At 55.3% G+C, this 18,959-nt stretch carries 18 protein-coding genes; 17 read left to right on the plus strand and 1 reads right to left on the minus strand.

Going from position 1 to position 18,959, the window contains the following annotated elements:
- The first annotated feature begins 45 nt into the window (after positions 1 to 45).
- Positions 46 to 999, plus strand: a complete 954-nt coding sequence (locus PUR_RS00190; RefSeq protein WP_179033515.1) for a ribose-phosphate diphosphokinase — start codon at positions 46 to 48, stop codon at positions 997 to 999.
- Positions 1,000 to 1,079: 80 nt separating this feature from the next.
- Here PUR_RS00190 and PUR_RS00195 read toward each other — a convergent pair whose 3' ends face one another.
- Entirely contained in the window at positions 1,080 to 1,280 is a 201-nt protein-coding gene (locus tag PUR_RS00195; protein ID WP_179033516.1) for a hypothetical protein, read from the minus strand.
- Between the two features lie 84 nt (positions 1,281 to 1,364).
- Here PUR_RS00195 and pth point away from each other — a divergent pair, with 84 nt between their 5' ends.
- The 16 genes from pth (at position 1,365) to PUR_RS00275 (ending at position 18,915) form a co-directional block, all read left to right on the plus strand.
- Positions 1,365 to 1,925, plus strand: coding sequence for an aminoacyl-tRNA hydrolase (gene pth, locus PUR_RS00200; RefSeq protein WP_179033517.1), 561 nt, complete (start codon positions 1,365 to 1,367; stop codon positions 1,923 to 1,925).
- Between the two features lie 138 nt (positions 1,926 to 2,063).
- The gene (locus PUR_RS00205) at positions 2,064 to 2,294 is read left to right on the plus strand and encodes an anti-sigma-F factor Fin (protein WP_179033518.1); all 231 of its coding nucleotides are present in this window, start codon (positions 2,064 to 2,066) and stop codon (positions 2,292 to 2,294) included.
- 241 nt (positions 2,295 to 2,535) lie between these two features.
- Positions 2,536 to 6,060: a transcription-repair coupling factor gene (gene mfd / locus PUR_RS00210; RefSeq protein WP_179033519.1), complete on the plus strand. Its 3,525-nt coding sequence runs from the start codon at positions 2,536 to 2,538 to the stop codon at positions 6,058 to 6,060.
- Entirely contained in the window at positions 6,047 to 7,078 is a 1,032-nt protein-coding gene (locus PUR_RS00215) for a peptidylprolyl isomerase (RefSeq protein ID WP_179033520.1), read from the plus strand. The genes mfd and PUR_RS00215 overlap by 14 nt, the downstream gene beginning before the upstream one ends.
- 257 nt (positions 7,079 to 7,335) lie before the next feature.
- On the plus strand, positions 7,336 to 7,878 hold the full coding sequence (gene spoVT / locus PUR_RS00220; RefSeq protein WP_179033521.1) for a stage V sporulation protein T: 543 nt from the start codon (positions 7,336 to 7,338) through the stop codon (positions 7,876 to 7,878).
- Positions 7,879 to 8,012: 134 nt separating this feature from the next.
- Positions 8,013 to 9,692 carry a putative polysaccharide biosynthesis protein gene (locus PUR_RS00225; RefSeq protein WP_179033522.1) on the plus strand — a complete coding sequence of 560 codons (1,680 nt, stop codon included), beginning with the start codon at positions 8,013 to 8,015 and terminating at the stop codon, positions 9,690 to 9,692.
- Positions 9,693 to 9,813: 121 nt separating this feature from the next.
- A complete protein-coding gene (gene mazG, locus PUR_RS00230; RefSeq protein WP_179033523.1) occupies positions 9,814 to 11,316 on the plus strand; it encodes a bifunctional methyltransferase/pyrophosphohydrolase YabN in 1,503 nt (500 codons plus the stop codon).
- Between the two features lie 164 nt (positions 11,317 to 11,480).
- Positions 11,481 to 11,753 carry an HU family DNA-binding protein gene (locus PUR_RS00235; protein WP_124697690.1) on the plus strand — a complete coding sequence of 91 codons (273 nt, stop codon included), beginning with the start codon at positions 11,481 to 11,483 and terminating at the stop codon, positions 11,751 to 11,753.
- On the plus strand, positions 11,753 to 12,031 hold the full coding sequence (locus tag PUR_RS00240) for an RNA-binding S4 domain-containing protein (RefSeq protein ID WP_025693281.1): 279 nt from the start codon (positions 11,753 to 11,755) through the stop codon (positions 12,029 to 12,031). Before PUR_RS00235 ends, PUR_RS00240 begins: the two co-directional genes overlap by 1 nt.
- A 199-nt stretch (positions 12,032 to 12,230) precedes the next feature.
- Positions 12,231 to 12,515 carry a sporulation protein YabP gene (gene yabP, locus PUR_RS00245; protein WP_179033524.1) on the plus strand — a complete coding sequence of 95 codons (285 nt, stop codon included), beginning with the start codon at positions 12,231 to 12,233 and terminating at the stop codon, positions 12,513 to 12,515.
- On the plus strand, positions 12,512 to 13,075 hold the full coding sequence (gene yabQ, locus PUR_RS00250) for a spore cortex biosynthesis protein YabQ (RefSeq protein ID WP_179033525.1): 564 nt from the start codon (positions 12,512 to 12,514) through the stop codon (positions 13,073 to 13,075). The genes yabP and yabQ overlap by 4 nt, the downstream gene beginning before the upstream one ends.
- Before the next feature lie 24 nt (positions 13,076 to 13,099).
- Positions 13,100 to 13,435 (plus strand): FtsB family cell division protein, encoded by a 336-nt coding sequence (locus tag PUR_RS00255; RefSeq protein WP_179033526.1) that lies wholly within the window; start codon positions 13,100 to 13,102, stop codon positions 13,433 to 13,435.
- Positions 13,436 to 13,559: 124 nt separating this feature from the next.
- Positions 13,560 to 14,057: a S1 domain-containing RNA-binding protein gene (locus PUR_RS00260; RefSeq protein ID WP_179033527.1), complete on the plus strand. Its 498-nt coding sequence runs from the start codon at positions 13,560 to 13,562 to the stop codon at positions 14,055 to 14,057.
- A gap of 569 nt (positions 14,058 to 14,626) precedes the next feature.
- On the plus strand, positions 14,627 to 17,134 hold the full coding sequence (spoIIE, locus tag PUR_RS00265; protein WP_179033528.1) for a stage II sporulation protein E: 2,508 nt from the start codon (positions 14,627 to 14,629) through the stop codon (positions 17,132 to 17,134).
- Between the two features lie 115 nt (positions 17,135 to 17,249).
- Positions 17,250 to 17,990 carry a vWA domain-containing protein gene (locus tag PUR_RS00270; protein WP_179033529.1) on the plus strand — a complete coding sequence of 247 codons (741 nt, stop codon included), beginning with the start codon at positions 17,250 to 17,252 and terminating at the stop codon, positions 17,988 to 17,990.
- Positions 17,980 to 18,915, plus strand: coding sequence for a protein kinase domain-containing protein (locus tag PUR_RS00275; protein ID WP_179033530.1), 936 nt, complete (start codon positions 17,980 to 17,982; stop codon positions 18,913 to 18,915). The genes PUR_RS00270 and PUR_RS00275 overlap by 11 nt, the downstream gene beginning before the upstream one ends.
- The last annotated feature ends 44 nt before the right edge of the window (positions 18,916 to 18,959 follow it).

Here is an 18,959-nt window from a genome sequence, read left to right on the forward strand (position 1 = left end):
CGGGCAGCTAAATTCAATTGAACCATCACGGAGGGTTTAACTTTTATGGCTTATCTTGATTCCAAGTTAAAAATTTTCACCTGTAACTCCAATCCCAAGCTTGCTCACCAAATTGCCGATTACATCGGTATTCCGATGGGCGAATCGCATACGACAAGCTTCAGCGATGGAGAAATTCAGGTTAAGCTGTCAGAGAGCGTGCGCGGCTGCCACGTCTATATCGTTCAGTCCACCTGCGGACCGGTTAACGATAATCTGATGGAAATGCTGGTTATGATCGACGCGCTGAAGCGCGCCTCGGCCAAGAGTATTAATGTGGTTATTCCGTATTACGGGTATGCCCGCCAGGACCGCAAGGCCCGCTCACGCGATCCGATCACGGCAAAGCTGGTGGCCGACCTGATCGAACGCGCAGGTGCCCAACGCGTTATTACCATGGACCTGCACGCGATGCAGATTCAGGGCTTCTTCAACATTCCGGTCGATCATATGCTCGGCGTACCGATTCTGGCCCACTATTTCCGTTCCAAGCAGATCCAGAACCCGGTCGTCGTATCTCCAGACCACGGCGGTGTGGTTCGCGCGAGAAAGCTTGCCGATTTCCTGAACGCCCCGCTGGCCATTATCGACAAGCGCCGTCCGGAGCCAAACGTCAGCGAGGTTATGAATATTATCGGGAACATCGAAGGGAAGACGGCGATCGTGATCGACGATATCATCGATACGGCCGGCACGATCGTCCTGGGCGCCAACGCTCTGATGGAAGGCGGCGCCAAAGAGGTATACGCCTGCTGTACGCATCCGGTACTCTCGGGTCCGGCGCATGATCGGTTGGAGAATTCTCCGATTAAAGAGGTTGTCGTCACCGATTCGATTCCTATCCGCAGCGAGAGTCCTACTTCCAAGCTGAAGGTGCTCTCCGTGGCTCCACTGCTTGGCGAAGCGATCATCCGGGTGCATGAGGAACTGTCCATCAGTAAATTATTCGAGATCGAATAGTCCCTAAACGAAAGGGTTACACCTCCCGCTATTGGGAGATGTAACCCTTGTCGGCTTGGACAGCCGGAGGCTCTAGGCTTTCAAAAGCCCGGCCTTGAGATGAAGGTGAACAGACTGCGGTTGTAGAGCGTACCTTGCAGTTCCGCAAAGTTTGCGTCCACGGCGGTAAGCAAGCCGATATCAACATGCACATCGCCGCGGTAAACCTCGACAGGTATGGCATATTGCAGATGATACTGGAAATGGCGGTGGAGCGTTAGAGGCTCGCCCTGCTGCAGCATAATAACATCACCTGTCTTTGAAATGGGATAGACGTTTCGGGAACGCTTATGCTTCTATTGTACCAAGAAAGGGAAGGTTTACAAATGAAATGGATTGTCGGTTTGGGCAACCCCGGGCCGCAGTACGCCAAGACAAGGCATAATGTCGGTTTTATGGCTTTGGACGAACTGGCGCGCAGACATGGAATCGTCTTTAATCAGAACAAGTGCAAATCCGTGATCGGTGAAGGCGTCATCGGCGGAATCAAGACCGTGCTGATTAAACCGATGACGTACATGAACTTGTCAGGTGAAGCGGTTCGCGCCTATATGGACTACTATAAAGTATCCCTGGACGATATGATTGTCGTATATGACGATCTGGATACCGAGGTCGGCAAAATCCGGCTGCGTTATCAGGGAAGCGCCGGTGGCCATAACGGCATCAAGTCGATTATACAGCATACGGGAACCCAAACGTTCAACAGGGTAAGGATGGGAATTTCGCGTCCCGAGCCCGGTTACGCGATTGTCGATTATGTGCTGGGCCCGTTTCCGAAGAAAGAAGGCGACAGGCTGGCATCGATGGTCGGCAGCGCCTGCGACGCGCTTGAGTTCAGTCTGGACCATACGTTTGAGCAGACGATGGCTAAATTCAACGGATAAAAAGGCGCATAGATCATATAGATTCTGCCGCCTCCGCCGCTGAAGATTTGCCCGGGCAAGATCAATGATCGTTCCGGGGCTAATGCAAGCGCAAGCGGGGCATACTGAAGGTATATTCTATCTTCAGGAGGCATATCAATGGCAATACACTATGTTTGCAGACACTGCCGGACTTACCTCGGAACGATTCGCAAAAGCGACGCTACCGAGACGCAGCTCGGACTTCATTCCTTGACCCCTGCGGAGCGCAGAGATATAATAGCGTATGATTCAGACGGCGAGATTACCGTTAAGGTTACCTGCGATTATTGCAAGCAGGCCTTGGACAACAATCCGGAGCTCAGCCTTCTGGCCAGTCCGCTTCAATAGGCGAAGCGGCGCTGCTTCTATCGTCTTCCGCAAGCCTTGGCCTCAAAAGCTGAGGCTTATTTTAAAATATAAGGCTTTATAAGCTGCGCGCTTACTGTCAGTCTTATATTTCTAAGAGAAACGGTACCGTCCTTAGTAGGACGGGGCAGCCGTTTCATCTTGCAACAGGTTACTATAAATGCGCTTCTAAAGCGGAGAAGGAAATTCCGTTTGAAGCGATTCAGTAAGTGAGGTGCGCCTTTTGTTAGAAGGTCTTATTGAGGCTTTTTCCAAAGATTCCGATTTCCAGTCGGTAACCCGAGGCGTCGCCGCCGGAATGAAAGAGCAACTGATATCGGGGTTATCCGGTTCAGCCAGACAGATTATGCTGGCCGCGCTTCATCAGGAGACGTCCAGGCCGTTATTAATTGTCACGCATAACATGTTTTCGGCGCAAAAAATTGCCGATGATTTACAGGAAGCGCTTTCCCCTGACCGGGTGCTGCTGTACCCGGCCAATGAGCTGGTCGCCGCCGAAACGGCGGTATCCAGTCCGGAGACGGTCGCTCAGCGTATCGAGGTGCTGAACAAATGCTCGCGGGGCTTCCGCGGCATTGTGGTCGCGCCTTATTCGGGCGTTCGCCGGCTGCTGCCTGACCCGCAGGCGATGGCGGCCGCGCAAATCACGATCTCCCAGGACGGGAGCGTCCAGCTTGAGAGCTTCCTCGGCACGATGATCAAAATGGGCTACGAGCGGGTAGAACGGGTGGAGAACCGCGGGGAGCTGAGTGTTCGCGGCGGTATCCTTGATTTTTATCCGATGAATACCGAGCTGGCTTACCGTGTGGAATTGTTCGACGAAGAGGTCGATTCCATTCGGACGTTTGATCCGGCCGATCAGCGCTCCATCGACAAAGTCCGGAGTGTGACGATCACGCCCGCCAAAGAAATTATCGCAAGCAGAGCGCAGCTGGAGGCGGCGGCGGACAAGGCGTCCGTTATGTTGGAGCGCCAGCTGGAGAAAACGGCTGATCGCCAAGCCAAAATACGCCTGCGTGAGGAAATCGGCCGCGAGCTTGAGCATTTGCGCGAAGGGACTTATTTTTCGGAAATTTATAAATATATTTCGCTGCTGTATCCGGAACAATCGCATTTGTACGACTACATGGAGCGGGATACCCTGCTGGTTCTCGACGAGCCGGCCCGTCTCTTGGAAACGTCCAAGCAGCTGGAACGAGACGAATCGGAATGGAACCTGCATCTGCTGCAGAACGGAAAAACGCTGCCTGACCTGCATTTATCCGTCGACAGCGATACGGTGATATACCGCCGTCCATTTCAAAGCCTGTTCATGTCGATCTTTCTGCGTCAGGTTCCGCATGTCCAGCCGCAGAATATTCTCGGCTTCATCAGTCGCGGGATGCAGGATTTCCATGGGCAGATGAACGTGCTGAAATCGGAAATGGAACGGTGGCACAAGTCGGGCGTTCAGGTGGTTATGCTCGCCGGCGGCGAGGAACGCATGGAACGAATTCGCCGGGTGCTGCTCGATTACGGGATTGAAGAGCCGACCATTATCCAAGGGAACCTGGGATCGGGCTTTGAGCTTCCCTCGATCCATCTGGCCGTCATCACCGAAGGAGAGCTGTTTTCCCAGAAGCAGCGCAAAGCGCGCAAAGTATCCAAGAATATAGATAACGCGGAGCGCATCAAGAGCTATACCGAACTGAAGATCGGCGATTACGTCGTTCATCAGAATCACGGGATCGGCAAATATATGGGCATCGGCACGCTGGAGGTCAGCGGCATCCACCGGGATTACATGCACATCATGTATGCCGGCGGAGACAAGCTCTCGGTGCCGATCGAGCAGATCGACCTCATTCAGAAGTATGTGGGTTCCGAGGACAAGGAACCGAAGATATACAAGCTTGGCGGCAATGAATGGACCCGTGTCACGAATAAGGTCCGTTCCTCGGTGCAGGATATTGCGGACGACCTTATCAAGCTGTATGCGGAGCGCCAGAGCGCTCCGGGCTACGGCTTCGAGAAGGACACGACGGAGCAGCAGGAATTCGAAGAGATGTTCCCTTACGATGAAACGCGGGATCAGATGCGGGCTATCGGGGAAATCAAGAAGGACATGGAGCAGAACCGCCCCATGGACCGGCTGCTGTGCGGCGATGTCGGTTACGGGAAGACCGAAGTAGCGATCCGTGCTGCCTTCAAGGCGGCGATCGAGGGCAAGCAGGTGGCGGTGCTGGTGCCGACAACCATACTCGCCCAGCAGCATTACGAGACGTTCAGGGAACGGTTTTCCTCGTATCCGATCAACATCCAGGTGCTCAGCCGTTTCCGCAGCCGCAAAGAGCAGAACGAGACGATCAAGGGTGTTCGGCAGGGGACGGTAGACATTGTGATCGGTACACACCGGCTGCTGTCCCAGGACCTGGTGTTCAAGGATTTGGGTCTGCTAATTGTCGATGAGGAGCAGCGTTTCGGCGTCACCCATAAGGAGAAGCTGAAGAAGCTGAAGACGAATGTCGATGTGCTTACCTTGACGGCAACGCCGATTCCCCGTACCTTGCATATGTCGATGCTGGGCGTCCGCGATCTGTCGGTTATCGAGACGCCGCCGGAGAACCGTTTTCCCGTGCAGACGTATGTGGTGGAATACAGCCAGACGCTTGTCCGCGAAGCGGTGGAGCGCGAGCTCGGACGCGGCGGACAGGTCTATTACCTGTACAACCGTGTGCAGGGCATTCAGGAAATGGCGTCGCAGATTCAGATGCTCGTTCCCGAAGCCCGGGTCGGCATTGGACACGGCCAGATGTCGGAATCGGAGCTGGAGAAGACGATTCTCGATTTCCTTGATGGCGAATACGACGTGCTGGTAAGCACGAGCATTATCGAGACCGGCGTGGATATTCCGAACGTCAATACGCTCATTGTGCATGACGCGGACAAAATGGGCCTGTCCCAGCTGTATCAGCTGCGCGGCCGGGTCGGACGGTCCAACCGGATCGCATATGCCTATTTTACCTACCAGCGCGACAAAGTGCTGACCGAGGTAGCCGAGAAGCGGCTGCAGTCGATCAAGGAATTCACGGAGCTTGGTTCGGGCTTCAAAATCGCCATGCGCGACTTGTCGATCCGCGGCGCGGGCAATCTGCTGGGCGCAGAACAGCATGGCTTCATCGCTTCCGTGGGCTTTGACCTGTACTCGCAAATGCTGGCGGAGGAGATCCGCAAACGCAAGGTGAGTGTACTCGGCGAGGAAGACCATTCCCTCAAGGAAGGGAACACCGTCATCGACTTGGCAATTGATGCCTATCTGCCATCTGAGTATATCTACGACAGTGTGCAAAAGATTGAAATTTATAAAAAAGTGGCTGCTGTTTCGACCTTCGAGGACGCGGCGGAGCTGGAAGACGAGCTGCTCGACCGGTTCGGCGAACTTCCAGAGGCGGTCGTCAATCTTTTATCCGTGGCGCGGCTTAAAATTTACGGTAAATGGTATGGCATCGACTCCATGAACCGGCGCGGCGATGAAGTGCTGCTGAATTTTTACGAGGATCGTGTCGCATTAATCGATACAGGCAAGCTCGCCAAGATTGGCAATGGCTTTGAAAGACGTGTACAATTCGAAAAGGATGCCAAAGCGGCCATTCGCATAAAGACCAAAGGCCTTGACGACAAGGGACTCCTTGACCTGCTTGAGCGGTTTCTGGAGGAAGTCAAGCCGTCTTTTAAATTGAAGGGAGAACTACACAATGCGATCAAGTAAATCATGGAAGGTGCTGCTCGTCTCGCTGGCAGCCGCCCTTTCGTTCTCCATGCTCTCGGCATGCAGCAGCGATAATAAAAAAGATAAAGAAGACAACAGCACGGCTATTGTGACGTACAAAGGCGGCGCGATAACGCAGAAGGAATTTGATACCGATGTGAAGGTGATGAAATTCCTGTCGCCGGAGCAGGCGCAGTACCTGGAGCTGGATGCTTTCAAAGAAACGATTGTGAAGCAGGAAGCCGCTTTTGAGTATTTGGCTGGACAAGCTGCGGACAAAGCGAAGAAAGAAGCGGAGAAGCAGGCGGACACGCAGCTGGCCTCTTATAAGCAGGGGCTTGGCGATACGTATGCCAGCTCGCTGAAGGAGCAAGGCTTGACGGAGGATGAAATCCGCAGCTATATGGTGCGTGTGCTGACCGTGTATCAGGACATGCTGCTTAAAGTGACGGATGACGAAGTGAAGAAGCAGTTCGAAGCGACGAAGGGCGACTTCACTGTGGCTTCGCTGCGCCATGTGCTGATCGGCTTCACCGATGCAAGCAAGAAGGAACGCAGCAAAGAAGACGCGCTGAAGCTTGCCAAGGAAGTAAAGGCGAAGCTGGACGGCGGAGCGGACTTTGCGGCGGTAGCCAAGGAGTACTCTGACGATACCGGTTCGAAGGACAAGGGTGGACTGTATGCGGACACTGCGATCGGAACGTATGTGGAGGAGTTCAAGAAGGCCGCTCAGACGCTGCCGCTGAACACCATCAGCGATCCGGTCGAAACGACCTACGGCTACCACATCATGAAGGTGGAGTCGCGGACGGAGAAGACCTTCGACCAATTGACCGACGAGCAGAAAGAGACGCTTAAGAGCACGATCGCTTCGGACAAGCTGCAGCAGTTTATGGAGAAGGATCTGGACGGCATTATTGAAAAAATCAATCTGCCGAAGAGCAGCGCCTCTCCGGCCGCGAGCGCGGGGACTTCGCCAAGCGCATCCGCTCCGGCGGCTTCGCAAAGCGCCAAGTAAAACCAATAGGCCCGGCGTCCCGGCAATGACGGGATACCGGATTTAAGATACTGTCCTGTCAGGGCAGTATCTTTTTTTTGCCGGCAAGAAACAGAAAGTGAGCAAATCAAGCGGATGCCAGAGCGCATCATGTATAAGGAACTGGGAACGGATGAATACTATGGTCAGACAATCACGATAAATCGCTGGGGTTATTCAATCCCTTCAAAAGCAGTAGTTGGCAAAATACTTCATAAGAAAGCGGGGCAACATGTGAAATGAAAGCTACTGGCATTGTAAGACGTATTGATGACCTGGGACGGGTCGTCATTCCTAAAGAAATCAGACGGACGCTGCGCATTCGCGAGGGAGATCCGCTGGAAATTTTCGTGGACCGGGACGGCGAGGTTATTCTGAAGAAGTATTCACCGATCGGCGAACTGGGCGACTTTGCAAAAGAGTATGCGGAATCGCTGTATGAAAGCACGGGCCATATTACCCTCATTTCCGACCGCGATACCTTCATCACTTTGGCCGGAGGCTCCAAGAAGGATTATTTGGACAAGCAGGTCGGCGCTCTGCTGGAAAAATGCATGGATGGCCGCAAGACGATACTCGAAACAAACAGCGGCAACTACGAAATATCGAAGGATCATCAGGATGCGCTTTCATCCTATGTAGCTTCGCCCATTATCTCCGGGGGAGATCCCATTGGAGCCGTTGTGCTGATGAACAAGGACGAATCGGTTAAAATGTCGCAGATGGAAATCAAAATGGCCGAAACGGCCGCAGGTTTTTTGGGCAAACAGATGGAGCAGTAATATTCTCTCCCCCTCCATTCCCGCTTTCCATTTCGCCGCAGGGCGGAGCCGAGAGCGGGATTTTGTTGTGCAGAGCCATGTTGAGGTATAATATAGAAATTCATTCTATCCATACTTTATGAAGCAGGTATCTCATGAAATCACATATGACGGGTTCGAAGCTACTGCAGGGCGCGTTTATTTTAAGCGCAGCCGCCCTGCTGTCGAAGCTGATTGGAACGCTGCAAAAAATCCCGCTGCAAAACCTGGGCGGGGATGCCGTATTCGGTATTTATAATACGGTCTATCCGATCTACACGCTGCTCGTTACCGTAGCGATGCTGGGGCTGCCGTCCGCGGTATCCAAGTTTGTGGCGGAGACGGAGGCCGGGGGAAGCCCGGGCGAGGGCCGGACGGTGCTGCTGCGGGCGGCGCTTGTCAGCGGAGCGGCGGGGCTGCTTCTGGCCGCCGGGACGTATGCGGGCGCGCCGCTGATCGCCCGCTTCATCGGCAGCGGCCATGTCGTCTCAGCGCTGCGGACGGCGGCCTGGGGACTTGCCGTCGTGCCGCTAATGGCCGCGTTCCGCGGGTATTTTCAGGGGCTGCACAACATGATGCCGACCGCGGTGTCGCAAATATTCGAACAGTCGGCCCGGGTCGCCGTGATGATAGCGCTGCTGCTCTTTCTGAGCAGCCGGGGGGCAAATGCGGAGATGATCGCGGCGGGCGCGCTGCTGGGGTCGGCCGGCGGAGGTATAGCAGGTCTCGCTGTCATGCTGCTGTACTGGCGGCGCCACAGGAAGGCTAAGGCGGACGCTGCGGCGGAAATCTCGGCGGCGGCGGAAGCCGCGCCGCTGAACCCCGAAGTGCTCAGTCATGCGGCTTCCTCTGCTATAAGCAAGGCAGATGGCCGCGAGATACGTAAGCTGCTAGCTTACGGCGTGCCGGTGATGCTGGGAATGCTGGCGGCGCCGCTGATCAGTCTCGTGGACGTATTCACCATGCCCCGCCTGCTGGCTTCCGCCGGCGGGGAGGCGCAGGCTATGGTGCAGTTCGGCATTTACAACCGCGGCGTTCCGCTTGTCCAGCTCGTGACGATGCTGGCGACCTCGCTCTCCGTTCTGTTCATTCCCGCCTTGGCCGAGTCCAAGTTTCGCGGGAACTTAAGCGAGGTAGAGAGCCGCTGCCGCCTGTCGCTGCGCTGGTTCTGGCTGCTCGGCCTCGCCGCCGCGGCAGGGCTTGCCGTGCTCGCTGTGCCGGTCAACATCGCCTTGTACGGCGACGCGTCCGGCAGCGGCACGATCCGCTGGCTCGCCTTCACCGCCGCCGGCGGCACGGTCAGCATCATCTCCGCCGCGCTGCTCCAGGGCCTGGGCTACGTCCGTGCCCCGGCGCTGCACTTCCTGGCCGCCGCTGCGCTGAAGGCGGCCCTCAACCTGCTGCTCGTCCCGCAGCAGGGCATTGCCGGCGCGGCCATCGCCGCCGTCGTCGCGCAAGGGCTCGCAGCCGCGCTGAACGTGCGGCTACTCTGCAAGGCCGCCGGTCTGCGGCTTCGCCCCGCAGACTGGCTCGCGCGGCCCGCGGCGCTGCTCGCGGGCCTGGCCGCAGCCGCCGCAGCCGTAAGCTGGGGCTGCGGCGCCCTGCTGGACGCGGCCGGAATGGACGGCCGCATTGCGGCGCTGGCGCAGAGCCTGCTCGGCGTGGCCGCAGGCTGCCTCGTCTTTGCCGTGCTCGCCGTGCGGCTGCGGCTGCTGGACGAGGGCGAGCTGCGCCAGCTGCCCGGGCTTGGCCCGAAGCTCGCCCGGGCGATCCGGAAGCTGGGCCTGTTCCCGTAAGGCTTTCGGGCTTGAAACACTGACCTGAACCTGGTTCTGCAGGTTTGAAAGATTATACAGCCGTCGCTTGAGCTGCTGCGAAAGCGCAAGCAGAGGGCGGCGGCGTAAGGAGAGGAATGGCATGAGCGCAAGATTAACGGTGGTCGGGCTTGGCTCCGGCAATCCGGACCGGCTGACGCTGGGCATAGTGAACAAGCTGCGTGGGGCTTCCAAAGTCTACGTCCGCACCAAGGAGCATCCCGCGATGAAGGCACTTACGGAACTGGGTGTGGAATCTCAATCCTTCGATGAGCTGTACGAATCCTTTTCGTCTTTTCCCGAAGTCTATGAAGCGATTACCTTGAAGCTGATCGAGGAAGCGTGCTCGGGCGATAATGCCGAGGAAATCGTCTACGCCGTTCCCGGACATCCGATGGTTGCGGAATCCGCCGTTTCAAAGCTTCGCCTTCGCTGCGCGGAAGAGGGGATCGACTTAAGCATTCTTGGAGGCGAGAGCTTCCTTGACGAGGCGTTTGTGCGTCTTGGCTTCGACCCGATCGAGGGCTTTCAGCTGCTGGATGCTTCCGGAATTTCGCGCTCCCAGCTTCGGCCTGAACTGCATACGCTGATCGGACAGGTGTATGACACTTTTACCGCCTCAGAGGCGAAGCTGTGCTTGATGGAGCTGTACCCGCCGGAATACGAGGTGGTGGTCGGCCATGCGCTCGGCGTGGATGGAGAAGAGCGGATCGTTAAAGTCCCGCTGTACGAATTGGACCGCCAGGAGGGGTACGGCAATCTGTCGCTGATCTATATTCCGGCGGACCGCTCCGAAAGCTTGCGGAACCGCACCTTTGCCCGGCTGCATGAAATTGTCGGCATTTTGCGCAGTCCGGAGGGCTGTCCTTGGGACCGCGAACAGACCCATGAGTCGCTCCGCAAAAATCTGATCGAGGAAACCTACGAGGTGCTCGAAACGATTGATGAGGACGATCCCGAGCATATGAAGGAAGAGCTGGGCGATCTGCTGCTGCAGATTATGCTGCATTCCCAGATGGAGGAAGAACTTGGCACATTCGATGTGTTCGATGTCATTGAAGGGCTGACCGGCAAGCTTATTTTCCGCCATCCCCATGTCTTTGGCGACAAGGATGCTCAGGATGCCGAGGCCGCGCTGCAGAACTGGGAAGGCATGAAGGCCGAGGAGAAGCGGCGCAAAGGGATCAAGCCGGAGTCGGAGTCCGCGCTAAGCGGCGTTCCCCGTGATCTGCCGGCGCTCATGAAGGCGTACAAGCTGCAGAAAAAAGCGTCCAAGGTCGGCTTCGACTGGGACAACATCCGGGATGTGCTCGCCAAGATTGGCGAAGAGCTGGACGAGCTGACGGAAGCGATCGATGGCGGCGCCCCGGCGGAGGAGCAGATGGCGGAGCTCGGCGACCTTCTGTTCGCGGCGACCAACGCCGCCCGGTTTATCGGAGCCGATCCGGAAGAAGCACTGACCCGCACCAACCGCAAATTTGTCGAACGGTTCCATTACATCGAACGCCGTTTGAAGGACAAAGGAACTGCTCCAAAGGACAGCAGTCTGGAGGAAATGGAAGCCTTATGGCAGGAGGCCAAGACCGAAGAACGAGCGAAGCGGTAAAACGATGGAAACGACAGACGTTTTTATATAAAAAGCGACAGCACGGCAGGGATTTGACAACGCATCCAGAATAGCATTAAGATGAAACGGCGGTTTTTGCGGAATATGCCGTCCGCTGGAACGCTTTTCATTATTTTTCTTATTCCCGGGAGGAACACTAAACCATGAACAAAACAGATCTGATCAACAACATCTCCGAGAAAAACGGATTGGCCAAAAAGGACGTGGAGCTTGTGCTGAGCGGACTCCTTGGCGAAATTACCGAGGCTCTGGCGAGTGGTGACAAAGTACAGCTGATCGGCTTCGGCACTTTTGAAACGCGCAAGCGCTCCGGACGTACCGGCCGCAATCCGCAAACGGGCACAACGATTGATATTCCTGAATCGACAGTTCCGGCGTTCAAGGCCGGCAACAAGCTTAAAGAAGCCGTCAATTAATGCGTCTAGACAAATTTTTGAAAGTGTCCCGCCTGATCAAGCGCCGTACGGTGGCCAAGGATGTGTCCGAACAAGGCCGGGTGCTGATTAACGGGAAAGAGTCGAAGCCGAGCAGCAGTGTGAAAATCGGCGACGAGATTACGGTTCAATTCGGTCAAAAGCTGGTAACAGTCCGCGTGGAGAAGCTGGTCGAAACGACCCGCAAAGACGAGGCGGCCGGTATGTATACGCTGTTGCGCGAAGAGCCGATTGCCAAGAGCAACGGTCTGGACTGGTAAGCGGCGCATTATCCTCTTTAAGTCAAAGCGGTTCCCTGCGGTTGTGCAGGGGACCGCTTTTTTATTTCCGGCAAACTGCTTATCTGCCTCCCGTTGATTTCCCTGCTGGTCTTAACTGTGAATCCGCCTTTGCTCCGGGTTGTTCTAAAGCCGCTCTCCCCGCCATAAATTAGGACTAGAAGGAGAGGGGGTACATGCCATGATCGAACCTGGAAGAACCGTCAAGCAGCATGATATAAATATGCGCAGCCGCAAGGCAGTGGATTTAACGGGCGTGCAAAATGTGGAGAGCTTTGACAGCGGGGAGTTTCTGCTTCAGACGGAGCTTGGGACGCTGAGCATTCGCGGCAGCCATTTACATATCAAGAACCTCAGTCTGGAGAATGGGCTGCTGTCGCTGGAAGGGAACGTCCATTCTTTGATTTACCTTGATCCGGGAGCAAAGGGTAAGAATAAAGGGCTGCTCGGCAAGCTGTTCAAATGAATCCGGCCGTCCAGTGGATAACGCTGCTGTATATGATCGTCGCCGGGTTGTCGATGGGCCTGGCCTTCGACGGCTACCGGGTGGTGTCGCTCAAGCTGCGGTTTCCCGGATGGCTGAACGCGGCGCTCGATCTTCTCTATTGGCTGGCATCGGCTCTCATTGTGTTCCGTTTGCTGTACGCGGGTAATCAGGGGCAGCTGCGCTTCTATGCTTTTGTCGGATTATTTCTGGGTGTGTGGGCTTATTTTTTATTCTTCAGTGTCACGGTGCAGAAATTTGTGGTAATGTTAATTCAAACGGTGGGATGGATATGGAAGCTGCTGGTAAAGCTGCTGGGAATCCTGATCGGAATGCCTCTGCTGTGGCTATGGAAGCTGGCGCTGGGAATTGTGCGGCTGCTTGGCCGAATCTTGGTCTTTATGCTCAAGCTGCTGCTTTGGCTGACCAAGCCGCTCTGGATTTTTCCCGTCAGATGGTTGTCCCCGGTATATCGCAGGCTTCTAAGCAGTGCTCCGATCACCAAATTAACGGAATTTATTGCCGCAAAAAGAAAACGCTGACCTTGAAACGGGAGGAACGCTTGCATGAACAGATCTTCTCCGGAAATGAAACAGGCTGGCGGAAGCGCAGCCGCCACGGGAGCCAAGAGACGCAGGTTGATCTGGGTCGTTCTGATGGCGATATTTTTCGGCTGGGCGGGATATATTTTCTTCGCTCAGAGCGCCCTGATTTCGGACAAGAGGCAGGAACTTGCACAGAAGCAGGAGAGCAGCAATCAGGTTAACGAATCGCTGGGCCAGTTGAAATACGAGGTATCCCGTCTGAACGACAACGAGTATATCGGCCAACTTGCGCGCAAGTGGTTTAATATGTATCCCAAAGGCGAAGTTCCTATCCGGACAGAGCAATCGGAGCAATAAGCCGGCAAAAAAGGGGCCTTTCACTCTGTTGCCTTGCTTTGCTCTTTACTGTATAATCAAATCACCGCAGACTGGATCTTGATATCTTTGTCTGTATATTTTTAAGGGAGGATCATTTTATTCTATGGCAATTGAAGTGGGCACCAAGTTAGAGGGCAAGGTGACAGGCATCACGCATTTCGGAGCGTTTGTGGATCTGTCAGGAGGTGTCACAGGTCTCGTTCACATCTCGGAAATCGCCGATAATTACGTCAAGGATGTCAACGATCATCTGAAGATCAATGATGTGGTAACGGTTAAGGTGATCAATGTCGACAAGGACGGCAAGATCGGACTTTCCATCAAGCAGGCTGTTGACAAGCCGGCATCGGAAGTTCATCCGCCAAGAGCGCCAAGAGCACCAAGACCTGATCGTCCAAGCGGTGGAGACCGTTTCGGCGGCGGAGGCGGGGGCGGAGGCTACAATCGTGAACGGGGAGGGCGTCCATTCAAGCCTGCTGCCGGTAAACCTTCATTTGAGGATAAAATGTCACGCTTCCTTAAAGACAGTGAAGAACGTATGTCTTCCCTCAAGAAGAACACGGAAGGCAAGCGCGGCGGCCGTGGAGCCAAACGCGTATAACGTCATACTACAATTCAAACAACCGCAGGGCCCAGGCCTTTTGCGGTTTTTTTCTGTGTCTGCCCGGTCAGAAGCCGGCCCTTTCCCCGCCTCTGCTTCTTCCCAATTGAGGTTTTTCCCGTTTTTTTTGAAAGCGTTATCTATTTATCCCGATATGCCTATTATTTTGTCGGTCGTCTAGAAATTTGCGACAGCATCCTTGAGATTTCCGCTAAAGCTTGGAGCATTTGCTGACGAATCGAAGTTTCCTAATTATGTAAAAATTTGGGGGCGTGACGGGCGTACGGACTGTCCCGCAAGGGAAAAAGCGGTTTTCCGGCCGCTCGGGACACCGCCTGATTTTGTCGGAAATTTCTTGTGGACGACCGTCTTGTTCTGACAAACTTTCCTAGTTGGCCGCGCTTATAATGAGTACCACAAGAAGAGACGGCTTAGCTTTCTTCCGAAGCAGCGGCACTTATGTATCGGGTGAAAGCATGCGGTTCTCGTAAAAGGATAAGACTGACGATAAGAATGCGCAGCTTACCGGGTCTTATACTTTAAATTCAAACGGGTGGTGTTTAAACAATATGGGCAAAAGCAATGTGGTGAATTTCCAGGAGTGGACAAGAGTGGAAGGCGGCACTGAGGAAGAGAAGGCGGCATGGGGAGAACGGTTCAGAGCATGGGGCAAGCGTCAGCGCATTCTTCGTATGCTGGATACGAGAAAATGGATGCTGCTGCTCAGCTTCATGGGATTTCTGCTTGGAAGAGCCATGATCCTGGACGAGCTGTCGCCGTTTGCCGCCGCTTTTTTCGCCATCATTGTTTTTATGCGCAAAGATTGCACTCTTCCGGCCGGAGCCGCGATTCTTGCAGGCAGCTTGTTTACTCCGTTTCCAGGCATATTGATCATTTCAGCCGAGCTTATCGTCTTCTTTCTCCTCTATAAGGGGATGGAGGCCTACCAGCGAATCGACCTGGCCTATGCGCCGGTGATGGTGTTTGTCTCTTCCTTTATGGTCGGGCTATTCCAGACGATTATCGGCCCATCGCTCTCCTGGTATCCGCTGATGATGACGACGCTGAACGCTCTGCTCGCTTTTGTACTGACCCTTGTCTTTCTGCAAGCGCTACCCGTACTTACTTATAGACAAAAAAGCCGCGTGCTGCGAAATGAGGAAATATTATGCCTGATTATTATGCTGGCCTCCATTATGACCGGCCTGGTGGGCTGGAAAATCAGCGGATTATCGCTGGAGCATATTCTGTCGCGCTATCTGATTCTGCTGTTCGCCATGGCGGGAGGGGCTCCGCTCGGAGCGGCGGTCGGCGTCGTGACGGGCCTGATCCTCAGCCTGGCCGATATCGGGGCGATCTATCAGATGAGCCTGCTCGCGTTCTCCGGCATGCTGGCGGGCATGCTGCAGGGCGGCCGTAAGGGCGCGGTCGCCTTGGGGATGCTGCTTGGCTCCAGCATTTTGTCCGTCTATTTCAGCGGACCGGGCGATATGATGAACTCCACCTGGGAGACCTGTGCGGCGATACTGCTGTTCCTTGCGACCCCCCGAGGCATCATTGCGGCTATTGCCAAATATGTGCCCGGCACGAGCGATCACAGCCGCTCTCAACATGAATATGCGCGGCGGGTGCGCGATATTACCGCGGATCGGGTTACTCAGTTCTCCCAGGTGTTCCGGCAGCTCTCCACCAGCTTCGGGCAGATTCCATCCGCCGGCGAAGCGGGCAAATCGAGCCGGGAGATGGAGCACTTTATGAATGCGGTCACGGAGGAAACCTGCTCGAACTGCATCCGCCGCTCCCACTGCTGGGATTCGAAGTTCTATCAGACTTATAAATATATGACGGATATGATGACCGCCGTCGAAGAGAATCCGGACATTTCGGCGGCTAGGCTGCCCGCGGAATGGGCGCGGATCTGCGGCAAGACGGACGAAGTTCTGGAGGTGATGCGAAGCCAATATTATCTTTATGAGCATGATATGCGCTGGAAGAGACAAATATACGACAGCCGTAAATTTGTGGCCGAGCAGCTCTCCGGCGTGTCGCAGGTCATGGAGGATCTTGCAAGGGAAATCAAACGCGAGGGGCAGGCACTCTACCGGCAGGAAGCGCAAATCCGCGAAGCGCTGGAGAAGCTTGGCTTGTCCATCCACGGCATTGATATTGTGAGCCTTGATCCCGGGCGCGTGGAAATCGAAGTCGTTCACGCATACAACCGGGGCTTCGACGAATGCCGCAAAATGATTGCTCCGCTGCTGTCCGATATATTGGAGGAAAATATCTCGGTGAAGAGTGAAACGGCGATGCACAGCCGCGATGGGCTGTCGACCGTTACCTTCGGCTCGGCGAAAGCGTTCGAAGTCAGTACGGGCGTAGCCGGTGCGGCCAAGGGCGGGGACATGCTGTCGGGAGACAGCTTCAGCACCGTAGAGCTGGGCAACGGGACGTTCGCGGTTTCGATCAGCGACGGGATGGGCAACGGGGAGCGGGCGCGGATGGAGAGCAGCGCGGCGCTCGGCATGCTGGAGAAGCTGCTGCAGTCCGGCATGGACGAGAAGCTGGCGGTGAAGTCCGTGAATTCGGTTTTGCTGCTGCGCTCGCCGGAGGAATTTTACGCCACCGTGGACATGGCGCTGATTGACCAGTATTCGGCGCAGACCACCTTTATGAAGATTGCCTCGGCGCCGAGCTTTATTAAACGGGGGAGCGAAGTTATACCGATTACGGCAAGCAATCTTCCGATCGGCATCATTCAGGATATTGAGGTCGATTTCGTGACGATGCAGCTGCGTGCGGGCGATATTCTGATTATGATGACGGACGGCATTTACGATGCCCCAGGCTACGCCGTCAATAAGGAGGTGTGGATGAAGCGGATGATCCAGGAGCTGGAGAGCAGCGACCCTCAGGAAATTGCCGACAGTCTGCTTGAGAAGGTGATCCGCTACCAAGGCAATGAAATTCATGACGATATGACGATTGTAGTCAGCCGCGTTGATCATTTCCAGCCGGAATGGTCTACCCTGCATATGCCGGGACTCTCCCGGATGGAGCGGCCGCGCACAGTGAGCTGAACGGGAATCTGCTTTAGCCGCTTATTCCTCCCGCATTTCCCTGCGTTTGGAATCTCTCAACCCCGGGCATACTAGAGAAGAGAGATTTCATTTATAAGGCGGGAGGAATAATAACATGAAGCAAATTTTGCTCATAACCGACGGATGCTCCAATGTAGGGGAAAGTCCGGTGATGGCGGCGGCGCATGCTCTTCAGGACGGAATAACGGTGAATGTGATTGGAGTCGTCGACTATGGGACGATCGGCGAGCTCGGCAGCCGGGAGATTGAAGATATCGCCAAGGCGGGCGGCGGACTCAGCCGGATTGTCGGCACACCCCAACTGGCGCAGACGATGCAGATGATGACCCGGAAGACGGTGGTTCAAACGATTCAACAGGCGGTTAATAAGGAGGTGAAAAAAATTCTGGGCGATGGCTCCCTGGAGGATCTGCCTCCGGCCAAACGCTCCCAGGTTGTAACGGTAGTCGATGAACTCAGCGAGACGGCGCCGCTGCGGCTTGCGCTCCTGATCGATGCCAGCGCCAGCATGAAGCCGAAGCTCGCGGCGGTGGAAGATGCGATTCGCGATCTGGCGCTCAGCCTTGAAGCCCGGGAGGGTGTCAGCGAAATCTCCGTATTCCATTTTCCGGGCACTACGGGCGAACCAGCCGTGCTTGATATGGATTGGAGTACGAATGTATCGGATATCCGGGCGCTGTTCGGCAGAATCCGTATGAAAGGGGCGACGCCGACAGGTCCGGCGATTTTCAAGGTGCTTGAACATTTCCGGTATGGTACACTAAATGAACATCAAGGCCGCTTTGCGGCACACTCTGATGAAGGAGAAGGGATGCCTGGTGGGTATGTCGTCTAATCCGCCCCGTTCTCCCGGGGATGTCATTGTCGGCAAGTGGCGGGGCAACCGCTATGTCGTGGAACGGCTGCTCGGAAAAGGCGCGAACGGAACGGTATACCTGGTGAACCGGGAGGGGAGACGGGAGAAGTACGCGCTCAAAATCGGATATGACGCCCTCGATCTTCAGTCGGAGATCAACGTGATGACCTCGCTTCAATCCTACCGCGCGCGGCAGGATTGGCAGGACAGGGGGGCTTCGCCGCTGGATGCATATTTTCTGGAAGCGGACGACGCTTCGAAGGGGGGATTTCCCTTTTACGTCATGCGTTATGTTCATGGCATGCCGCTGCATTATTTTCTGTCCAAGAAAGGTTCCTCCTGGCTTGGCCTGATCGGTCTAAAGCTGCTGGACAGATTATGCGGATTGCATGAATGCGGGTTCATCTTCGGCGATTTGAAGCCGGAAAATGTCGTGGTATCGGAGTATGGCGAAGCCGAGTTGATCGATTTCGGAGGAGCGGGTCCCATCGGCCGCAGCGTGAAGCAGTTCACGGAGTGGCATGACCGCGGCTTCTGGAATGCCGGCAGCCGGATCGGGGACGAAAGCTACGATCTGTTCGCCTTCGCCGTGCTCTGTCTGCGCCATCTGGACGAAAGCGGACTTAAACAGGCGGGGCGGCAGCTTCCGCAGACTAGAAGCGCAGAAGATCTGGTTAAGCTCGCGAATCAGCTTCCCGACAAAAAGCTTGCCTCGTGGTTAAGGATGGCGCTGAAAGGCGGGTTTTCCACGTCGGCGGAAGCCAAGGAGATGTGGCGAAGCCATGTTTACAAATCGCGGATAGGCAAGCCTGAGCCGATTGCGACCCCGCGCTGGCTGACGGGGGCCTTTGCGTTGTCGCTGTGCCTGCTGGCGTTTACCGTTTACTGGATTTATCGTTTTTAATATTCTATATTATACATACGGAAGGCATGCCGATTCATGCCGTC

Origin of the sequence: Paenibacillus sp. URB8-2 (genome assembly GCF_013393385.1) — a bacterium.
In the GTDB taxonomy this organism is placed as follows: domain Bacteria; phylum Bacillota; class Bacilli; order Paenibacillales; family Paenibacillaceae; genus Paenibacillus_AQ.